The organism is Lacisediminihabitans sp. FW035, from assembly GCF_054880895.1.
This window is the reverse complement of sequence record NZ_CM142187.1, coordinates 1,761,204-1,777,992: the sequence shown is the minus strand read 5'-3', so window position 1 is coordinate 1,777,992 and position 16,789 is coordinate 1,761,204. Positions and strand designations below refer to the sequence as shown.

Genomic DNA, 16,789 nt, shown 5'->3' with positions numbered 1-16,789 from the left:
TAGTTCGCCCGACCGACCGCGATCGCTGGTGATGCTTCCCGGGCGCGAGGCACTCGTCATATACAGTGCAGGAGGACATTCCCTGCCGTCATCGCGGCACCGACCCCGAAGGACCAGCCGTGGCAGCCAGCAAGAACGCCGAGCGAGACGCGCGGGAGGCCCGCGACCGACTCCGCCGGTACAACGCCCGGCAGTCGGTTCACAGCCTTCAGGTGAAAAGGCGGCGGCGAGACAACATCATCGCGATCGCGGGCGTCGTCGTGATCGCCGCGCTCGCCACTGTCACGCAGGTCTTCTATTTCACCGCCGGTCCCGGGATGCCCGCGCCGTCGGCATCCCCGTCCCCGTCGAGCAGCGCGGCGGCGGGCACGAATGTGGGCGATGTTCCGGCCAAGACCATCGCGGAGGGGCGCACCTGGACCGGCGACCTCACCCTCAACTCGGTGAAGATGGGGATCTCCCTCGACGGCGCGAAGGCCCCTCAGGCTACATCGGTCTTCATCGATCTCGCGAAGAAGAATTTCTACACGACGACGGGCGCCACCTGTCATCGCCTCACGAACAGCGACAGCGCGAAGCTCATCCAGTGCGGATCGGTCGACGGCAAGGGCGCAGGCGATGTCGGATTCAGCTTCGGACCGCTCGAGAACGTGCCGGCCGACGGTGTCTATCCCGCGGGCACGATAGCCATGGCGCGAGGAACGGGTGCCTACACGCAGAGCAGCCAGTTCTTCATCACCTATGCAGCGACGACACTCGACTCCTCGACCGGCGGATACACGGTCTTCGGCTCCGTCACCAGTGGCCTCGCTGACTTCGTGAGCCAGATCGCCGACGCCGGCGTCACCCCCTCCGCCTCGAGTACGACTGACGGTACTCCGGTCGTCCCGACGAAGATCACACAACTGACCGTGCAATAGGCTGGTGTCCGGCCATTCCACAGCATGGCCGACAAGCAAAGGTGAGACTTTTGGCGACAGACGAACAGGCTCCATGGGGCCGCGTTGACGAGACCGGCACCGTCTTCGTGCGCGACGGCGAAGGCGAGCGCGCCGTCGGACAGTACCCCGACGGCACTCCCGAAGAGGCGATGGGCTACTTCCAGCGCAAGTACGTCGAACTCGCCGGCCAGGTGACGCTCCTCGAGCAGCGCATCAAGCGCGGAACTGCCGCAGCGGATGTCGCGAAGACCATCGCCGCCCTCAAGGTCACCGTCGCCTCGGCGAACGCCGTCGGCGACCTGCCCTCGCTGACCAAACGTCTCGATGCCCTCGACGGAGCGGTCGGGGAGCTCACCGAGAAGCAGACCGCAGAGACGAAAGCGGCAACGGAAGCGGCCCTCGCGGAGCGTGAGGCACTGGTGGTCGAGGCCGAGACGCTCGCGGCGCAGGATCCGGCGAAGGCCCAGTGGAAGCAGGTCAGCGCTACCCTCGACGACATCTTCGCGCGCTGGCAGAAGCACCAGGCCGACGGTCCTCGCCTGCCCAAGAACGAGAGCAACGAGCTCTGGAAGCGATTCCGGGCCGCTCGCACCATCATCGAGACGCACCGCAAGGCTTTCTTCGCAGAACTCGACTCGGTGCACAAGGACGCTCGCAACAAGAAGCAGGAACTCGCCGAGAAGGCCGAGGCGCTCATCCCGAAGGGGCTCGACGGAATCCCGGTGTATCGCACCCTCCTCGACGACTGGAAGGCAGCGGGCCGCGCGGGTAAGAAGTTCGACGACGCACTCTGGCTTCGTTTCAAGGCCGCGGGAGACGCGCTGTATTCTGCGAAGTCCGAGGTGGACGCCAAGGACAACGAGGAGTTCAGCGCCAATCTCGTGCTGAAGCTCGCCCTGCTCGACGAGGCCGAGCCGCTGATCACTGAGACGGATCGAGTGAAGGCCAAGGACGGCCTCCTCTCGATCCAGCGTCGCTGGGACGCCATCGGCAAGGTGCCGCGAGACAAGGTCAAGCCCATCGAGGACCGCCTGCGCAAGGTCGAGACGGCCGTGCGCAAGCTCGACGAGGACCACTGGCAGAAGAGCAACCCGGAGCGCATCGCGCGGGCCGAGGGGCTCGCCGGCCAGCTGCAGGATGCGATCGCCAAGCTCGAAGCAGAACTCGCCGAGGCGAAGGCCGGCGGCAACGCGAAGAAGGTCGCCGACGCCGAAGAGGCCCTCGAGGCGCGAAAGGCCTGGCTGAAAGCGATCGGCTGACACCACCCGTCTCCGGGCACCGTTCGCCGGGGTTCTCCACAGATCGCTGTCGACAGCCGGTGGCATCCGATGACGTCCGGAACCATGGACGCATGTCTCGACTTCCCCCCGTGCTCTATCACGCCGATCTTCCGGAAGCCGAATTGCACGCCGCGAAGCTCGACGGCGAGGTCTACCCGGTCGGCCAGTGCTTCAGCCCCATCGACGAGATCGAAGGCCGTGTCAGCCGAGCCCGGTCCCTCGCGCTCAGTGTGCCGGGGAGCCTCATCGCCGAACAGCGCACTGCCGCCTGGATCCATGGCGCGCTCAGTCGCCCGCCCCGCCGGCATCAGTTCTGTGCCGATATCGCCGCCAGGACCCGTCCGTCCGCGCTCATCGCCATCTCCGTCCGCGAGGTCGTCATCGAGGAACGGGACCTTCTCACACTCGCCGGCCTGAGGCTCACGACCCCACTCCGGACGGTCGTGGACCTTGCGCGCAACGTCTCGGACTTCGACGACGACGAGCTGAGCGTGATCGGCGATCTGATGCGGATCGGGCGGTTCGACGCTGTCGAGTGTCGCGCCAACCTCGATCGCCGACGGAACCTGCCGAACAAACGCCTCGCCCTCGAACGGATCGACGAAGCGGCGCGCCGCATTCACACCGTCAGTACCGGTCAGCCCCCGTTGACCCGATACACGTCGTAGACCGCGTCGATGCGCCGCACCGCGTTCAGCACGGCATCCAGGTGCGTCGTATCCCCCATCTCGAAGACGAACCGGCTGAGCGCCAGCCGATCACTCGAGGTCGACACCGACGCCGACAGGATGTTGACGTGGCTCTCCGAGAGCACCCGGGTCACGTCTGACAACAGTCCGGCGCGGTCGAGCGCCTCCACCTGGATCTGCACGAGGAAGATGCTCGACGAAGTGGGTGCCCACTCGACATCCACCATGCGCTCTGGCTCGTTCAGCAGCGACGCGACATTGTGGCAGTCGTTCTTGTGCACGGAGACACCCGAACCACGGGTGACAAATCCGACGATGTCATCGCCGGGCACCGGTGTGCAGCATTTCGCGAGCTTCACCAGGATGTCGGGGGCACCGCGCACGAGCACTCCGGAATCGCTGTTGCGCAACTGCTTGCTGCGCCCCTTGGTCGGGAACGGGATCTCGGAGTCTTCGGTCTCGGCCTCGGTATGCAGGGTGCCGAGCACCTTCTCGATCACCGACTGGGTGGAGACGTGTCCCTCACCGACGGCGGCATAGAGCGCCGAGATGTCCTCGTAGCGCATCTGGGCGGCGACCTCGTTGAACGAGTCCTGGTTCATCAGTTTCTGGAGGGGAAGATTCTGCTTGCGCATGGCACGGGCGATGGCGTCCTTGCCCTGCTCGATCGCCTCATCTCGCCGTTCCTTCGTGAACCACTGCTTGATCTTGTTGCGGGCGCGCGGGCTCTTGACGAAGTTGAGCCAGCCCTGGCTCGGCCCGGCATCCGGATTCTTCGAGGTGAAGATCTCGACGACGTCGCCGGAGTTCAGCGTGCTCTCGAGCGGGACGAGGCGACCGTTGACCTTCGAGCCCATGGTGCGGTGACCCACCTCGGTGTGGACCGCGTACGCGAAGTCGACGGGAGTCGCTCCCGCAGGAAGACCGATGACCTTGCCCTGGGGTGTGAAGACGTAGACCTCTTTCGCACCGATTTCGAATCGCAGAGAGTCGAGGAACTCATTCGGATCGGCGGTCTCGGCCTGCCAGTCGGTGATGTGCGCAAGCCACGCCATATCGCCATCGTCGCTCGTCTCGCTCGAGCCGCCCTTGCCGTTGACACGCTCCTTGTATTTCCAGTGGGCCGCGACACCGAATTCTGCACGCTGGTGCATCTCATCGGTGCGGATCTGGATCTCGACCGCTCGGCCCTTCGGCCCGATCACGGTCGTGTGGAGGGACTGGTAGAGGTTGAACTTGGGGGTCGCGATGTAATCCTTGAACCGACCGGGGATCGGATTCCAGCGCGCGTGGATCGATCCGAGCACCGCATAACAGTCGCGCACCGATCCGACCAGCACCCTGATGCCGACCAGATCGTAGATCTCATCGAACTCGCGGCCGCGCACGATCATCTTCTGGTAGATCGAGTAATACTGCTTCGGCCTGCCGACGACCTTGCCCTTGATCTTCGAGGACTTGAGGTCGTCCTTCACCGAATCGATGACCTGCTGCACGAATTCCTCGCGCTGCGGGGTGCGCTGCTTGACGAGGTTCTCGATCTCCACGTAGAGCTTGGGATAGAGCACGGCGAACGAGAGGTCCTCGAGCTCCCACTTGATGGTCTGGATTCCCAGGCGGTGCGCCAGCGGGGCGTAGATCTCCAGGGTCTCCTGGGCCTTGCGTGTGGCGGATTCGGCCGGAACGAAACCCCAGGTGCGGGCATTGTGCAGGCGATCGGCGAGCTTGATCACGAGCACCCGGATGTCCTTGGACATCGCGACGACCATCTTGCGCACGGTCTCGGCTTGGGCGCTGTCGCCGTACTTGAGCTTGTCGAGTTTCGTCACGCCGTCGACGAGCATCGCGATCTCGTCGCCGAAGTCTCGCCGGAGCAGGTCGAGGGAGTAGTCCGTGTCTTCGACGGTGTCGTGCAGGAGGGCGGCGGCCAACGTCTTCGGCCCGATACCGAGGTCGGCGAGGATCTGGGCGACGGCCACCGGATGGGTGATGTACGGTTCGCCGCTGCGGCGCTTCTGTCCGCGGTGAGCACGTTCGGCGGTCACATATGCGCGCTCGATGATGCTCACGTCGGCCTTGGGATGGTGCATCCGCGCCGTCTTGATCAGGCGGTCGACCGCCCCGGTCGGCTGCGCCTTCGAGAAGATCCGCGGAAGGAGGGTGCGAAGCGAACCTGTGGCGGGACCGTTCGATCCCGGTGCGGGAGGCGCGGAGGTGTCGGATGTCGTCGTATCAACCATCAGCGTTCCTCCTGCTGCAAAACTATCACCGCGGCGGAGGTGGTCTCGGCCCGTTCGCTCACGGCACCCGCGATTGCAGGCACGCCGGCGACGGTCCGGTCATTCGATCCGGGCCGCATCCGCTCCGTCGGAGACCAGCGGCCCGTCGGCGGACGACCACGCCTGCATTCCGCCCGCAACGTTCACCGCGTCGACTCCCGCCGCTCCGAGGGCGGAGGCCGCTCTCAGAGATCGGCCACCCGCGAGACATACGACCAACACCGGCTGGCCCGTGGGGATCTCCGCGATCCGTGCTCCGAGTTCGGAGAGCGGGACGAGGTGGGCCGTCGGAGCGTGGCCGCGATCCCACTCGTCCTGCTCACGAACGTCGAGCAGCCAGGTGCCGCTCTCGGCGCGGGCGATCGCTTCGAGAGCGCTGACCTCGCGTGGGAGGCTCATACGGGAACGCTCCGGCTCTTCTCCCGTGCCGCGATAGTGCGGCGATTGCCGGCCTGGATCTCCTTCTCACCTTCACGGAGCTGGGCATACAGTGGCGCAGCGATGAAGATCGTGGAGTAGGTTCCCACGACGATTCCGACGAGTAGGGCGAGCGAGATGTCCTGGAGTGTGTTCGCGCCGAGCACGAAGGCTCCGATGAAAAGGATCGAGGCGACCGGCAATGCCGCGACGACCCCGGTGTTGATGGACCGCACGAGGGTCTGGTTGACCGCCAGGTTCACAGACTCGCCAAACGTGTATCGCGACTCGGCCCCGAGTTGTGAGGTGTTCTCCCGAATCTTGTCGAAGACAACGACGGTGTCGTAGAGCGAGAAGCCCAGGATCGTGAGGAAGCCGATCACGGCAGCAGGGGTGACTTCGAAACCGGTGGCCGCATAGACCCCGGCGACGATGACGAGGTCGTGCAGCAGGGAGACGATGGCCGCGAGTGCCATCTTCCAGGTGCGGAAATAGAACGCCATCGCGATTGCCGCGAGCAGTACGAACACGATGAGCGCCCGCAGGGCCTGGGAGGTGATGTCCGCACCCCAGCTCGGGCCGATGAAGGAGGTGGTCACGTCCTTCGCCGGAACTCCGTAAGCCGTCGCCAGCGCGTCGGTGAGTTCGGACGTCTCTTTGTCGGTGAGTTGCGCCGTCTGAATCCGGATGCCGTCCGCACCGACAGAAGTCACATTCGGCACCTCGGTGGGCAACACCTGCTTGATGGCATCGATTGCCGGCTGCTGCTTGATCGTGTCGGCCTTGGTGATCTGGAATTGCGATCCGCCACGGAACTCGATGCCGAAGTTGAACCCGCCGTTTACCAGGGGCACCACCGCGGAGGCGATGATCAGGATGATGGCGATGCCGTACCAGATCTTGCGACGGCCGATGAAGTCGACCGAGCGCTTCCCGGTATAAAGGTCGTTTCCGAAGTTCACGAGACTGGCCATCAGGACTTCTTCTCCTTCGCAGGTCCACTCTTCGGAGTGGGCTTGCTCGCTAGTTCAGCAGCTTTTCGCTCGGCGATGGTCTGGCGTCGCGCGGCCTCGCGGGACGCACCGCCCTTGGCCGCTACACCCTTGCCTGCGCCGACCGGGGCGCGGAACTGCGCCCTCCCCCGATAGACCGCACCAAGCGCAGTCGGATCGAGACCGGACAGCGGATGCCCGCTCGAGAAGAATCGAGTGGTGGCGAGTACCTGCAACACGGGGTGGGTGAACAGCACGACCACCAGCACGTCGATGATCGTTGTCACCCCGAGCGTCAACGCGAATCCCTTCACGTTGCCGATGGCGAGAATGAACAGGACGACCGCGGAGAGCAGGTTGACACCCTTGGCTGCAAAAACTGTGCGCAGGGCCCGTTTCCAGCCCGCTTCGACCGCACTTTCGAGGGCTCGCCCCTCCCGCAACTCGTCTCGTATTCGCTCGAAGTAGACGATGAAGGAGTCTGCTGTGAAGCCGATCGCCACGATCAGTCCGGCGACGCCGGCCAGCGACAATCGGAAGCCCTCCCGCCAGGACAGCAGGGCGATCACCAGGTAGGTGAGCACCGCCGCCACGACGAGGGATGCGACCGTCACGAGGCCGAGGAGACGGTATTGGAAGAGCGAGTAGACGAAGACGAGGAGCAGGCCGATGATTCCGGCGATGAGCCCGCTCGCCAGTTGGCTTTCACCGAGGGTTGCCGCGATCACGTCGCGACTCTGCACCTTGAACCCGATCGGAAGCGCGCCGAACTTGAGCTGGTCGGCCAGTGCCTTCGATGTCTCCTGGGTGAAGTTGCCGGTGATCTGGGGCTTCCCATTGCTGATGACCGTGTTGGTCGTGGGGGCAGAGATGACACGGCCGTCGAGCACGATCGCGAACTGGTTGCGCACACCGGTGAGGGCATTCAGCCGGGCGGTGACCTTGCCGAACTCGGAGGTGCCCTTGGCGTTGAAGACGATGTTGACCGCCCACTGGCCGGTGCTGATGCCCTGGCTGTTGGCGTTCAGCCCGTTGGTCGCGTCGGTGATCGTCTCACCGGCGACTTCGACCGGGCCGAGGATGTACTTGGCCTGCTGGCGTCCCTGTTCCGCGACGTCGCAGGTGATGAGGGGTTTGTCGGCGGGAGCGACATTCGTCTTGGCGGCCTCCGTCTGGTCGCAGGTGAAGTCGGTGAACTGCTTCTGCAATGCGGGCGTCACCCATGCTTCATCACTGCCGTCGGTCGGCTTGGTGGTCGGGGTCGACTGCAGGGGCGCTTCGGAGACACTCGGGGTGGGGGTGGGGGTCGGCGTACCGACGGCGCTGGTTGCGGCAGCATCCGCCGCGAGCACGGCACGGAACTCGAGTTTGGCCGAGGACTCGATTCGGCTGACGGTCGCCTTGTCGGGGACTCCGGGAAGATCGACGACGATGTTCTGGTTTCCCTGGGTGTTGATCTCGGCCTCGGACGTGCCGCTCGCGTCGATACGCTGCCGGATGATGGACACCGCTTGTTGAAGCTGTTCCGCAGTGGGAGCCGCCGCGCCGTTCGCCACCTGGGGGGTGAGGATGATCTCGGTGCCACCCTGCAGGTCGAGGGCGAGCTTCGGAGCCCAGGATCCGGTGCTGAACAGCACCGACCCACCGTTGAGGGCGGTGAGCCCGGCGACGATGATGAGCAACCAGGTGAGCGAGCGCCAGGCCTTCCTGACAGGAGTAGTTCGTGCCACCGGAGAAACTCAGCTTTCTACGCGCGCGACCCGGGCCAACGACCGGGCACACTTGAGGCTCGCGCACAGGTCATGCGCGAGCACACATCAGGTTAGTGGTTAGTCGTCGCTCTTCTTGGGCGCTGCCTTGCGCGCCGGCTTGGTCGCCTCGGGCTCGACGCGCTCTCCGAATTCGGGGTCTCCGACGATGATCGAGTTGTCCTCGTTGAGCTGGGGCGTCGAGGTGGTGTCGTCGTCGACCTCGGTCTCGGAGGCCTCGGGGGTCTCGTCTTCCACCGCCTTGAGGATGGTCTGGCGGTGGATCTTGAGCACCGTACCCGGGGTGGACTCGATGAGCGCCATGTTGGTGTCGTCGTCGATGGAGAGGATCGTGCCGTAGAGACCGTAGTTGGTCATGATCTCCACGCCGACGCCGATCGATGCCTGGCGGGCCGCGGTCTCCTTCGCGCGCTTGCGCGAGGAACGGAACTGGAAGAAGACGAACACCGCGAGCGCGACAGCGATGAGGATGAGTGTGGGATCCATGGGGAAAGAGCCTTTCAGGGGCGTGTGAAGAACACCGGGAGTCTAACCCTGCGCACTGTGACCAGCCCCAATTATAGGTCATCTCCGAAGAGCGCCGACTCGGCGCGAGGGATGCCGAAGTGCGCCCAGGCCTGCTTCGTCGCGACCCGTCCTCGGGGTGTGCGCGTGACGAGCCCGATGCGTACGAGGAACGGCTCGACCACCGATTCGATGGTCTCGGCTTCTTCCCCCACCGACACGGCGAGGGTGTTGAGCCCCACCGGACCCCCATCGAACCGGGTCAGGATGATCTCCATCACCGCCCGGTCGAGGCGGTCGAGCCCGAGGGCGTCGACGTCGTAGAGCTCGAGCGCGGCATGCACAGCATCCAGACCCGCTATGCCATGGACGAGCGAATAGTCCCGCACGCGGCGCAACAGCCGGTTGGCGATCCGGGGGGTGCCCCGGCAGCGGCCGGCGATCTCGGCGAGGGCCTCCCGGTCCATCCGCAGGTCGAGAAGGGATGCCGCGCGAGTGAGCACCTGCTCCAGCTCCGGCTCCGAGTAGAACTCGAGGTGCGCGGTGAATCCGAACCGGTCTCGCAGCGGGTTGGGCAGCATCCCCGAGCGGGTCGTGGCCCCGACCAGCGTGAACGGGGCGAGATCGAGCGGGATGGAGGTCGCACCGGCGCCCTTGCCCACCATGATGTCGATACGGAAGTCCTCCATCGCGAGATAGAGCATCTCTTCAGCGGAACGCGCCATCCGATGGATCTCGTCGATGAAGAGGATCTCGCCCGGCACGAGCGAGGAGAGCACGGCGGCGAGGTCACCGGCGTGCTGGATCGCCGGTCCGCTCGACATGCGCAGGGGTCGCCCGCTTTCCTCGGCGACGATCATCGCGAGTGTGGTCTTGCCAAGCCCCGGAGGACCGGCGAGCAGAATGTGGTCGGGGGTGCGATTCTGCAGGTTCGCCGCCTGGAGCAACAGCTGCAATTGGGCGCGCACCTTCGCCTGACCGACGAACTCCGCGAGCGTGCGCGGACGCAGCGCGCCCTCGAAGGCGAGCTCCGCGTCGGATTCCGGAGTGGGGCGCACGATGGCGAGGGAGGGGTCGTCCATCATCGCGTGCTCATCTGCTGCGGGCCGAGCTGGGTGAGCGCGAGGCGTAGCAACGACGCGACAGTTGTGGCCTCTGCGGCGGAGGCCGTCGAGAGCGCATCGTCCAGCGCCTGGGCCGCGATCCGCTCGGACCAGCCGAGGCCGACGAGCGCGACGAGCACGCTGTCCCGCACCGGCGCGAAACCGACTGCGGGCCGTGCGGCGGCGGCCGGGGCTACCTGCATCTTTCCCGCAAGCGACAAGACGATGAGCTTGGCGGTCTTCGGTCCGATGCCCGAGACCTTGCGGAAGGCCGCGTCGTCCTCGGTCGCGACTGCGGATGCCACCTGGCCCGGGCTCAGCGCCGCGAGCACTCCCATGGCGGACTTCGGGCCCACACCGGTGACGCCGCGGAGCAGGTCGAAGACTGCGAGCTCGTCCGCATCGACGAAGCCGAAGAGCGAGAGGTCGTCTTCACGCACGATGAGCGCCGTGCGCACCATCGCCTCTGCTCCGACGCGCAGGGAGAGGGCGTGCTGCGGGGTGACCGTGATCGTGAGGCCCACGCCCCCGACCTCGATCACCGCGGTCGTCCCTGCCACCCCAAGTACCGTTCCACGCACCGAGGAGATCATCGTCCCAGCCTACGTTTGGCCGACGACTTCGAGGCGGAGCGCTCCGCGGCGAGCCATGTCTCCTGGGCCTTGGTGAGGGCACCGGCGGGGGCGGCGAGGGTGGCTCCGCGCTTCCAGGCGTGGCAGATAGCGATGGCGAGGGCATCCGAGGCATCCGCGGGTTTCGGCAGCTCGGCCAGTCCGAGCACCTTCGCGACCATCGTCGCGACCTGCTTCTTGTCGGCGGAGCCGTATCCCGTTATCGCGGATTTCACCTCGGACGGCGTGTGTAGCCCGACTGCGAGTCCCCGCTTGGCGGCGAGGTGGAGAGCCACACCGCTGATCTGGGCCACACCCATGACAGTGCTGAGGTTCTGCTGCGCGAAGACGCGCTCGATGGCCACGGCGTGGGGCTGGTGAAGATCGAGCAGGCGTTCGATCTCGTCGCCGACCATCATCAGACGCTGCTCGAGAGGCAGCTCCGCCCCGCTCCGGATGACGACGACGTCGACGAGGCTCGCCGTGCGGGTGGCGGTGACGTCGACGATTCCCACCCCGCAGCGGGTGAGGCCGGGGTCGATGCCGAGTACCCGGATGGTGGCGCCCTGCGGTGCTGCCACCGGAGGGCTACTCCTCGTCGTCGAGCTCGGCCTGCACGTCGGCCGGCACATCGAAGTTGCCGTAGACGTTCTGCACGTCGTCGTTGTCATCGAGCGCGTCGATCAGGCGGTAGATCTTTCGTGCGGTCTCGGCGTCGACCTCGATGGTGACCCCGGGCACGAACTCGACGTCGGCCGAGTCGTACTCGATGCCGGCATCCTGCAGCGCGGTGCGCGCGGCGACCATGTCGTGGGGCTCGGTGATGATTTCGAATCCGGCACCGCGGTCGTTCACTTCTTCGGCGCCGGCGTCGAGCACGGCGGCGAGGATGTCGTCCTCGGTGACGCCGTCGGTCTTGGTCACGGAGACCACGCCCTTGCGGCTGAAGTTGTAGGCGACGCTGCCCGGGTCACCCATGGTGCCGCCGTTGCGGGTCATCACGGTGCGCACATCTGCCGCGGCGCGGTTCTTGTTGTCGGTGAGGCACTCGATCAGCAGCGCGACACCGCCGGCCGCGTAGCCCTCGTACATGATCGTCTGGTAGTCGACAGCTTCGCCGAGCTGGCCGGATCCACGCTTGACCGCCGAGTCGATGTTCGAGTTCGGCACCGAGGTCTTCTTGGCCTTTTGGATGGCATCGACGAGCGTCGGGTTACCGGCGAGATCTGCACCCCCGAGCTTGGCGGCGACTTCGATGTTCTTGATGAGTTTGGCGAACGACTTGGCACGGCGAGAGTCTTTGATCGCCTTCTGGTGCTTGGTGGTTGCCCATTTGGAGTGGCCTGACATGCTCAACATTCTAGCCAGCGCCGGGATGTCGGCCCCGACATCCTCCGGTCGACACCCTTGATCGGATGCCCGGCCCGCTCTAGCCTCGCTGCATGTGCCGAAACATCCACACCCTCCACAATTTCGAGCCCGCCGCCAATGACGACGAGGTTCAGGCCGCCGCGCTCCAGTACGTGAGGAAGATCAGCGGATCGACTAAGCCGGCGAAGGTCAACGCGGAGGCGTTCGACCGCGCGGTGCATGAGATCGCCCACATCACGCAACACCTCCTCGAGGACCTCGTGGCAACGACGCCGCCGAAGGACCGCGAGATCGAGGCGGCGAAGGCACGAGAACGGAGCGCGAAGCGCTTCGCTACGGCGTAAACCGCGATTGCCGCGGGCGATCCCGGGCCGAGCTCGTGACATCGGGTTTCGCCGATCACCCAGATTCTTCGCGGCGGGAGATAAGCGGCCCGGCGGCGGGGAGAAACGCTCGCGGAGGGAGGCGTATCCCCCGCCGCCATGCGGTTGCTCCGCCGCGAAGGGGAAGTGCCGCGAGGGGATACTCCGAGAGCGGCACGCGCCGCAATCACGCGCCCGGCGACTCGCGAGCCGCGGGGGCCGCTCAGCCGGCCGCGCGCACCCGATCGAGGAAGTACTGGTGGAAGCGGGTGTCCCCCGTCATCTCCGGATGGAAGGAGGTGCCGAGCAGGTTGCCCTGTTCGACGGCGACCACGCGGCCATCCGGAAGCGTTGCGAGCGCGGTCACGCCCTCGCCGACATCCTCGACCACCGGCGCGCGGATGAAGACGGCGTGCACGGGAGGATCACCGAGAACCGGGATCTCCAGATCAGTCTCGAATGAATCGAGTTGCGAACCGAAGGCATTGCGCCGCACCGAAATGTCGAAGCCGCTGAGACTCTGCTGGCCGACGATCGCGTCGAGCACCCGGTCGGCGAGCATGATGAGCCCGGCGCAGGTGCCGTAGACCGGCAACCCCGCCGCGATCGCCTGCTTCAGCGGATCCGCGAGGCCGAACATGCGGGACAGCTTGTCCATCACGCTCGACTCGCCGCCCGGGATGACGAGACCGCCCACGTGGGCGAGTTCCTCCGGGCGGCGGACGGCGCGAGCATCCGCTCCGAGGGACTCGAGCACCGCGATGTGTTCGCGGAAGTCGCCCTGGAGCGCGAGGACTCCGACTATCGGTGCCGGACTACCAGCCACGTTCGGCGAGGCGGTGCGGAGCGGGAAGGTCGGACACGTTGATGCCCACCATCGCCTCTCCGAGTCCGCGAGACGCGTCGGCGATGACCGAGGGGTCGTCGAAGAAGGTTGTCGCCTTCACGATGGCGGCAGCGCGCGCCTCGGGGTTGCCGGACTTGAAGACTCCCGACCCCACAAAGACGCCGTCGGCGCCGAGCTGCATCATCATCGCGGCATCGGCCGGAGTGGCGACACCGCCGGCCGTGAACAGCACGACCGGAAGCTTGCCGGTGCGGGCGATCTCGAGCACGAGCTCGTAGGGAGCCTGCAGCTCTTTCGCCGCGACATACAGCTCGTCGTGGGTCTTAGCCGCGAGGGCACGGATCTCGGCCGTGATGGTGCGGATGTGCTTGGTCGCCTCGGAGACATCCCCTGTGCCGGCTTCGCCCTTGGAGCGGATCATCGCCGCCCCCTCGTTGATGCGACGCAGCGCCTCACCGAGGTTGGTCGCCCCGCAGACGAAGGGCACGGTGAAAGGCCACTTGTCGATGTGGTTCACGTAGTCGGCCGGGGACAGCACCTCCGACTCGTCGATGTAGTCCACCTTGAGGGTCTGCAGGATCTGCGCCTCGACGAAGTGGCCGATGCGCGCCTTCGCCATGACGGGGATGGAGACCTCCGCGATGATCGACTCGATCAGGTCGGGGTCGCTCATGCGCGCGACGCCGCCCTGGGAACGGATGTCTGCGGGTACGCGCTCGAGGGCCATGACCGCGACGGCCCCGGCATCCTCGGCGATTCGTGCCTGCTCAGCGGTGACGACATCCATGATGACGCCTCCCTTGAGCATCTCGGCGAGCCCGCGCTTCACGCGGCTCGAGCCAAGGTTTTCGGTGCTGCTGCTGGTGGTGATGTCGGTCACTTCTCGCCTCTCTGGTGCTTCGCAGGTGCCGCGGAGCGACCCCATTCTAAGCCGGGGATTCTGAGCGTTGCGGTGGGTTACAGGCGCGGCCAGGCGCCGGCGACCTCGGCCCGCACCTCGCCGAGGAGGCGCGGCATGGCCTTGGTGCCGGCGATGATCGGGAAGAAGTTCGAATCCTGGGCCCAGCGCGGAACGATGTGCTGGTGCAGGTGCTCGGCGATGCCCGCGCCGGCGATTCCGCCCTGGTTCATGCCGATGTTGAAGCCGTCGCACTTCGCGGTGGCGCGCAGCACCCGCATCGCGGTCTGGGAGAGGGCCGCCATCTCGGTGACCTCTTCCTCCGTGGCGTCGTCGTATCCGGCGACGTGCCGGTAGGGGCACACCAGCAGGTGACCGGCGTTGTACGGGAACAGGTTGAGAAGCACATAACAGGTCTTCCCGCGCGCGACGATCAGGGCCTTCTCGTCGCTCATCGATGGGGCGACGCAGAACGGGCATTCATCCTTGTGGGGTTGTGGTCCGGCCTTGATGTAGACGAGGCGGTGGGGGGTCCACAGGCGCTGGAACGCGTCGGGCACCGCCGCGAAATCCTCCGACGATTCGATTTCGATGCCCTCGAATTCCTCGGGGCCGTAGGTGCCGGGCACCTCAGACCTGCGCCCGCGTCGCGATCGCCGTCGTGATCCTCTCGATCGCCTCGGCGATCGGCACGCCGTTGTCCTGGCTGCCATCGCGATAACGGAAGCTGACAGCCCCGGCCGCGCGATCCTCCTCACCGGCGATGAGCTGGAACGGCACCTTGAGCTTGGTGTGATTGCGGATCTTCTTCGGCATGCGGTCGTTGGAGTCGTCCAGCTCTGCGCGCACCCCGACCTCGCGCAGCTGGCGGATGACGTCGCCGAGGTACTCCTCGTACTGCTCAGCAACGGGGATGCCGACGACCTGCACCGGTGAAAGCCAGACCGGGAACGCCCCGGCATAGTGCTCAAGCAGGATCGCGAAGAACCGTTCGATCGACCCGAGGAGCGCACGATGGATCATGACCGGCTGCTGGCGCGAGCCGTCGGCCGCGGTGTACTCGAGACCGAACCTCTCAGGCTGCACGAAGTCGAGCTGCACGGTGGAGAGCTGCCAGGTGCGTCCGATCGCATCACGGGCCTGCACCGAGATCTTCGGACCGTAGAACGCCGCTCCCCCGGGATCGGAGACGAGCTCGAGGCCGGATTCCGTGGCGACCTGGCGGAGGGTCTCGGTCGCGTCATCCCAAGCCTCGTCAGAACCGACGTACTTGTCCGGGTTCTTGGTGGAGAGCTCGAGGTAGAAGTCGTCGAGTCCGTAGCCGCGCAGCGTCTCGAAGACGAAGTCGAGCTGGCTCGCGATCTCCGCCTTGACCTGCTCCGGAGTCACGTAGATGTGGGCGTCGTCCTGGGTGAGTCCGCGCACCCGGGTGAGGCCCGACAGGGTCCCGCTCTTCTCGTAGCGATAGACGGTGCCGAACTCCGCGAGGCGAAGCGGAAGCTCGCGATAGCTGCGTCCCCGGGCACGGAAGATCAGGTTGTGGAATGGGCAGTTCATCGGCTTGAGGTAGTAGTCCTGGCCTTGGCGGGTGACATGGCCCTCGTCATCCACTTCCTCGTCGAGGTGCATCGCCGGGAACATGCCGTCCTTGTACCACTGGAGGTGGCCGCTGGTCTCGAAGAGGGTGCCCTTGGTGATGTGCGGGGAGTAGACCTGTTCGTAGCCGTTGGCCACGAGGCGCTCGCGCATGTAGTTCTCGATCTCGGCGCGGATGATGCCGCCCTTCGGGTGGAACACCGCGAGGCCGGATCCGATCTCGTCGGGGAATGAGAACAGGTCGAGTTCGGCTCCGAGCTTGCGATGATCGCGCTTGGCCGCCTCTTCCTGGCGCGTGATGTAGGCGCGGAGGTCGTCCTTGGTGGCCCAGGCCGTGCCGTAGACGCGCTGGAGCTGCTTGTTCTTCTCCGAGCCGCGCCAGTAGGCCGCCGCGCTGCGGGTGAGCGCATAGCCGTTGCCGATCAATCTGGTGGTCGGAAGGTGCGGACCGCGGCAGAGGTCCTTCCAGACCGTCTCGCCGGTGCGCGGGTCGACGTTGTCGTAGATGGTGAGTTCGGCTCCCCCGACCTCCACCGACTCGTTGTCGTCGGTGCTGCCGGCTCCCTCGGTGGGATGCCCCTTCAGGCCGATGAGCTCGAGCTTGTAGGGCTCGTTCGCCAGCTCCGCACGGGCCTCCTCCTCGGTGACCACTCGGCGAACGAACCGCTGGCCGGCCTTGATGATGCGCTCCATGCCCTTGTCGATGGCTTTGAGATCCTCCGGGGTGAGTGGGGTCTCGACATCGAAGTCGTAGTAGAAGCCGTCGGTGATCGGCGGGCCGATTCCGAGCTTCGCGTCCGGGTTGATCGACTGCAGCGCCTGCGCGGCTACGTGGGCCGCAGAGTGACGCAGGATGCTGAGGCCGTCGGGAGACGAGATCAAGACGGGTTCGACGGTCTCCCCCGCGGCCACCGTCGCCGCAAGATCCCTCAACTCTCCGCCGACCCGCATCGCGACGACGGCGCGGTCGGTGAAGAGCTCGAATCCGGTGGTCGTCTGCGCCGCCGTGATCGACTCGAGAATGGACTCGTTGCCGGCGGGCGAATCTGACACGACGGATGTGCTCCTTGGATTGCGACGGAGCCTGCGAACAGGCGGTGTAACAACTTTAGCGTCGCGCAGGCGCAGCC

General features: G+C 65.9%; 17 protein-coding genes. 4 read left to right on the top strand and 13 right to left on the bottom strand.

Annotation, left to right across the window (positions count from 1 at the left end):
• Nucleotides 1–119: 119 nt before the first annotated feature.
• The 3 genes from ACVXZ4_RS08550 (at nucleotide 120) to ACVXZ4_RS08540 (ending at nucleotide 2,889) form a co-directional block, all read left to right on the top strand.
• A complete protein-coding gene (locus tag ACVXZ4_RS08550) occupies nucleotides 120–920 on the top strand; it encodes a peptidylprolyl isomerase (RefSeq protein ID WP_461797792.1) in 801 nt (266 codons plus the stop codon).
• A gap of 50 nt (nucleotides 921–970) precedes the next feature.
• A complete protein-coding gene (locus ACVXZ4_RS08545) occupies nucleotides 971–2,200 on the top strand; it encodes a DUF349 domain-containing protein (protein ID WP_461797791.1) in 1,230 nt (409 codons plus the stop codon).
• A 92-nt stretch (nucleotides 2,201–2,292) separates the two neighbouring features.
• On the top strand, nucleotides 2,293–2,889 hold the full coding sequence (locus tag ACVXZ4_RS08540) for a type IV toxin-antitoxin system AbiEi family antitoxin (RefSeq protein WP_461797790.1): 597 nt from the start codon (nucleotides 2,293–2,295) through the stop codon (nucleotides 2,887–2,889).
• Here the strand turns inward: ACVXZ4_RS08540 and ACVXZ4_RS08535 are convergent.
• The 9 genes from ACVXZ4_RS08535 to ACVXZ4_RS08495 all read right to left on the bottom strand — a co-directional run bounded on the left by ACVXZ4_RS08535 (nucleotide 2,859) and on the right by ACVXZ4_RS08495 (nucleotide 11,935).
• Nucleotides 2,859–5,150, bottom strand: coding sequence for a RelA/SpoT family protein (locus ACVXZ4_RS08535; RefSeq protein ID WP_461797789.1), 2,292 nt, complete (start codon nucleotides 5,148–5,150; stop codon nucleotides 2,859–2,861). The genes ACVXZ4_RS08540 and ACVXZ4_RS08535 overlap by 31 nt on opposite strands.
• Nucleotides 5,151–5,249: 99 nt before the next feature.
• Nucleotides 5,250–5,588: a rhodanese-like domain-containing protein gene (locus tag ACVXZ4_RS08530; protein WP_461797788.1), complete on the bottom strand. Its 339-nt coding sequence runs from the start codon at nucleotides 5,586–5,588 to the stop codon at nucleotides 5,250–5,252.
• On the bottom strand, nucleotides 5,585–6,580 hold the full coding sequence (gene secF / locus ACVXZ4_RS08525) for a protein translocase subunit SecF (protein WP_461797787.1): 996 nt from the start codon (nucleotides 6,578–6,580) through the stop codon (nucleotides 5,585–5,587). Before secF ends, ACVXZ4_RS08530 begins: the two co-directional genes overlap by 4 nt.
• Nucleotides 6,580–8,328, bottom strand: a complete 1,749-nt coding sequence (gene secD / locus ACVXZ4_RS08520) for a protein translocase subunit SecD (RefSeq protein WP_461797786.1) — start codon at nucleotides 8,326–8,328, stop codon at nucleotides 6,580–6,582. Before secD ends, secF begins: the two co-directional genes overlap by 1 nt.
• A 99-nt stretch (nucleotides 8,329–8,427) precedes the next feature.
• Nucleotides 8,428–8,853 carry a preprotein translocase subunit YajC gene (gene yajC, locus ACVXZ4_RS08515; RefSeq protein WP_461797785.1) on the bottom strand — a complete coding sequence of 142 codons (426 nt, stop codon included), beginning with the start codon at nucleotides 8,851–8,853 and terminating at the stop codon, nucleotides 8,428–8,430.
• A 71-nt stretch (nucleotides 8,854–8,924) separates the two neighbouring features.
• On the bottom strand, nucleotides 8,925–9,956 hold the full coding sequence (gene ruvB / locus ACVXZ4_RS08510) for a Holliday junction branch migration DNA helicase RuvB (protein WP_461797784.1): 1,032 nt from the start codon (nucleotides 9,954–9,956) through the stop codon (nucleotides 8,925–8,927).
• Nucleotides 9,953–10,567 (bottom strand): Holliday junction branch migration protein RuvA, encoded by a 615-nt coding sequence (ruvA, locus tag ACVXZ4_RS08505; RefSeq protein WP_461797783.1) that lies wholly within the window; start codon nucleotides 10,565–10,567, stop codon nucleotides 9,953–9,955. The genes ruvB and ruvA overlap by 4 nt, the downstream gene beginning before the upstream one ends.
• Complete coding sequence (gene ruvC, locus ACVXZ4_RS08500; protein ID WP_461797946.1) at nucleotides 10,564–11,142, bottom strand: crossover junction endodeoxyribonuclease RuvC; 579 nt, start codon at nucleotides 11,140–11,142, stop codon at nucleotides 10,564–10,566. The genes ruvA and ruvC overlap by 4 nt, the downstream gene beginning before the upstream one ends.
• Nucleotides 11,143–11,173: 31 nt before the next feature.
• A complete protein-coding gene (locus ACVXZ4_RS08495) occupies nucleotides 11,174–11,935 on the bottom strand; it encodes a YebC/PmpR family DNA-binding transcriptional regulator (protein ID WP_461797782.1) in 762 nt (253 codons plus the stop codon).
• A gap of 92 nt (nucleotides 11,936–12,027) precedes the next feature.
• Here ACVXZ4_RS08495 and ACVXZ4_RS08490 point away from each other — a divergent pair, with 92 nt between their 5' ends.
• Nucleotides 12,028–12,300, top strand: coding sequence for a DUF2277 domain-containing protein (locus tag ACVXZ4_RS08490; RefSeq protein WP_461797781.1), 273 nt, complete (start codon nucleotides 12,028–12,030; stop codon nucleotides 12,298–12,300).
• Between the two features lie 241 nt (nucleotides 12,301–12,541).
• On the opposite strand, the gene pdxT is transcribed toward ACVXZ4_RS08490, so the two are convergent.
• The 4 genes from pdxT to thrS form a co-directional block, all read right to left on the bottom strand.
• The gene (gene pdxT, locus ACVXZ4_RS08485; protein WP_461797780.1) at nucleotides 12,542–13,144 is read right to left on the bottom strand and encodes a pyridoxal 5'-phosphate synthase glutaminase subunit PdxT; all 603 of its coding nucleotides are present in this window, start codon (nucleotides 13,142–13,144) and stop codon (nucleotides 12,542–12,544) included.
• Nucleotides 13,134–13,973, bottom strand: coding sequence for a pyridoxal 5'-phosphate synthase lyase subunit PdxS (gene pdxS / locus ACVXZ4_RS08480; RefSeq protein WP_461797945.1), 840 nt, complete (start codon nucleotides 13,971–13,973; stop codon nucleotides 13,134–13,136). Before pdxS ends, pdxT begins: the two co-directional genes overlap by 11 nt.
• A gap of 149 nt (nucleotides 13,974–14,122) precedes the next feature.
• A complete protein-coding gene (locus tag ACVXZ4_RS08475) occupies nucleotides 14,123–14,692 on the bottom strand; it encodes an HIT family protein (RefSeq protein WP_461797779.1) in 570 nt (189 codons plus the stop codon).
• Nucleotide 14,693: 1 nt separating this feature from the next.
• Entirely contained in the window at nucleotides 14,694–16,610 is a 1,917-nt protein-coding gene (thrS, locus tag ACVXZ4_RS08470; protein ID WP_461797944.1) for a threonine--tRNA ligase, read from the bottom strand.
• Nucleotides 16,611–16,789 lie beyond the last annotated feature (179 nt).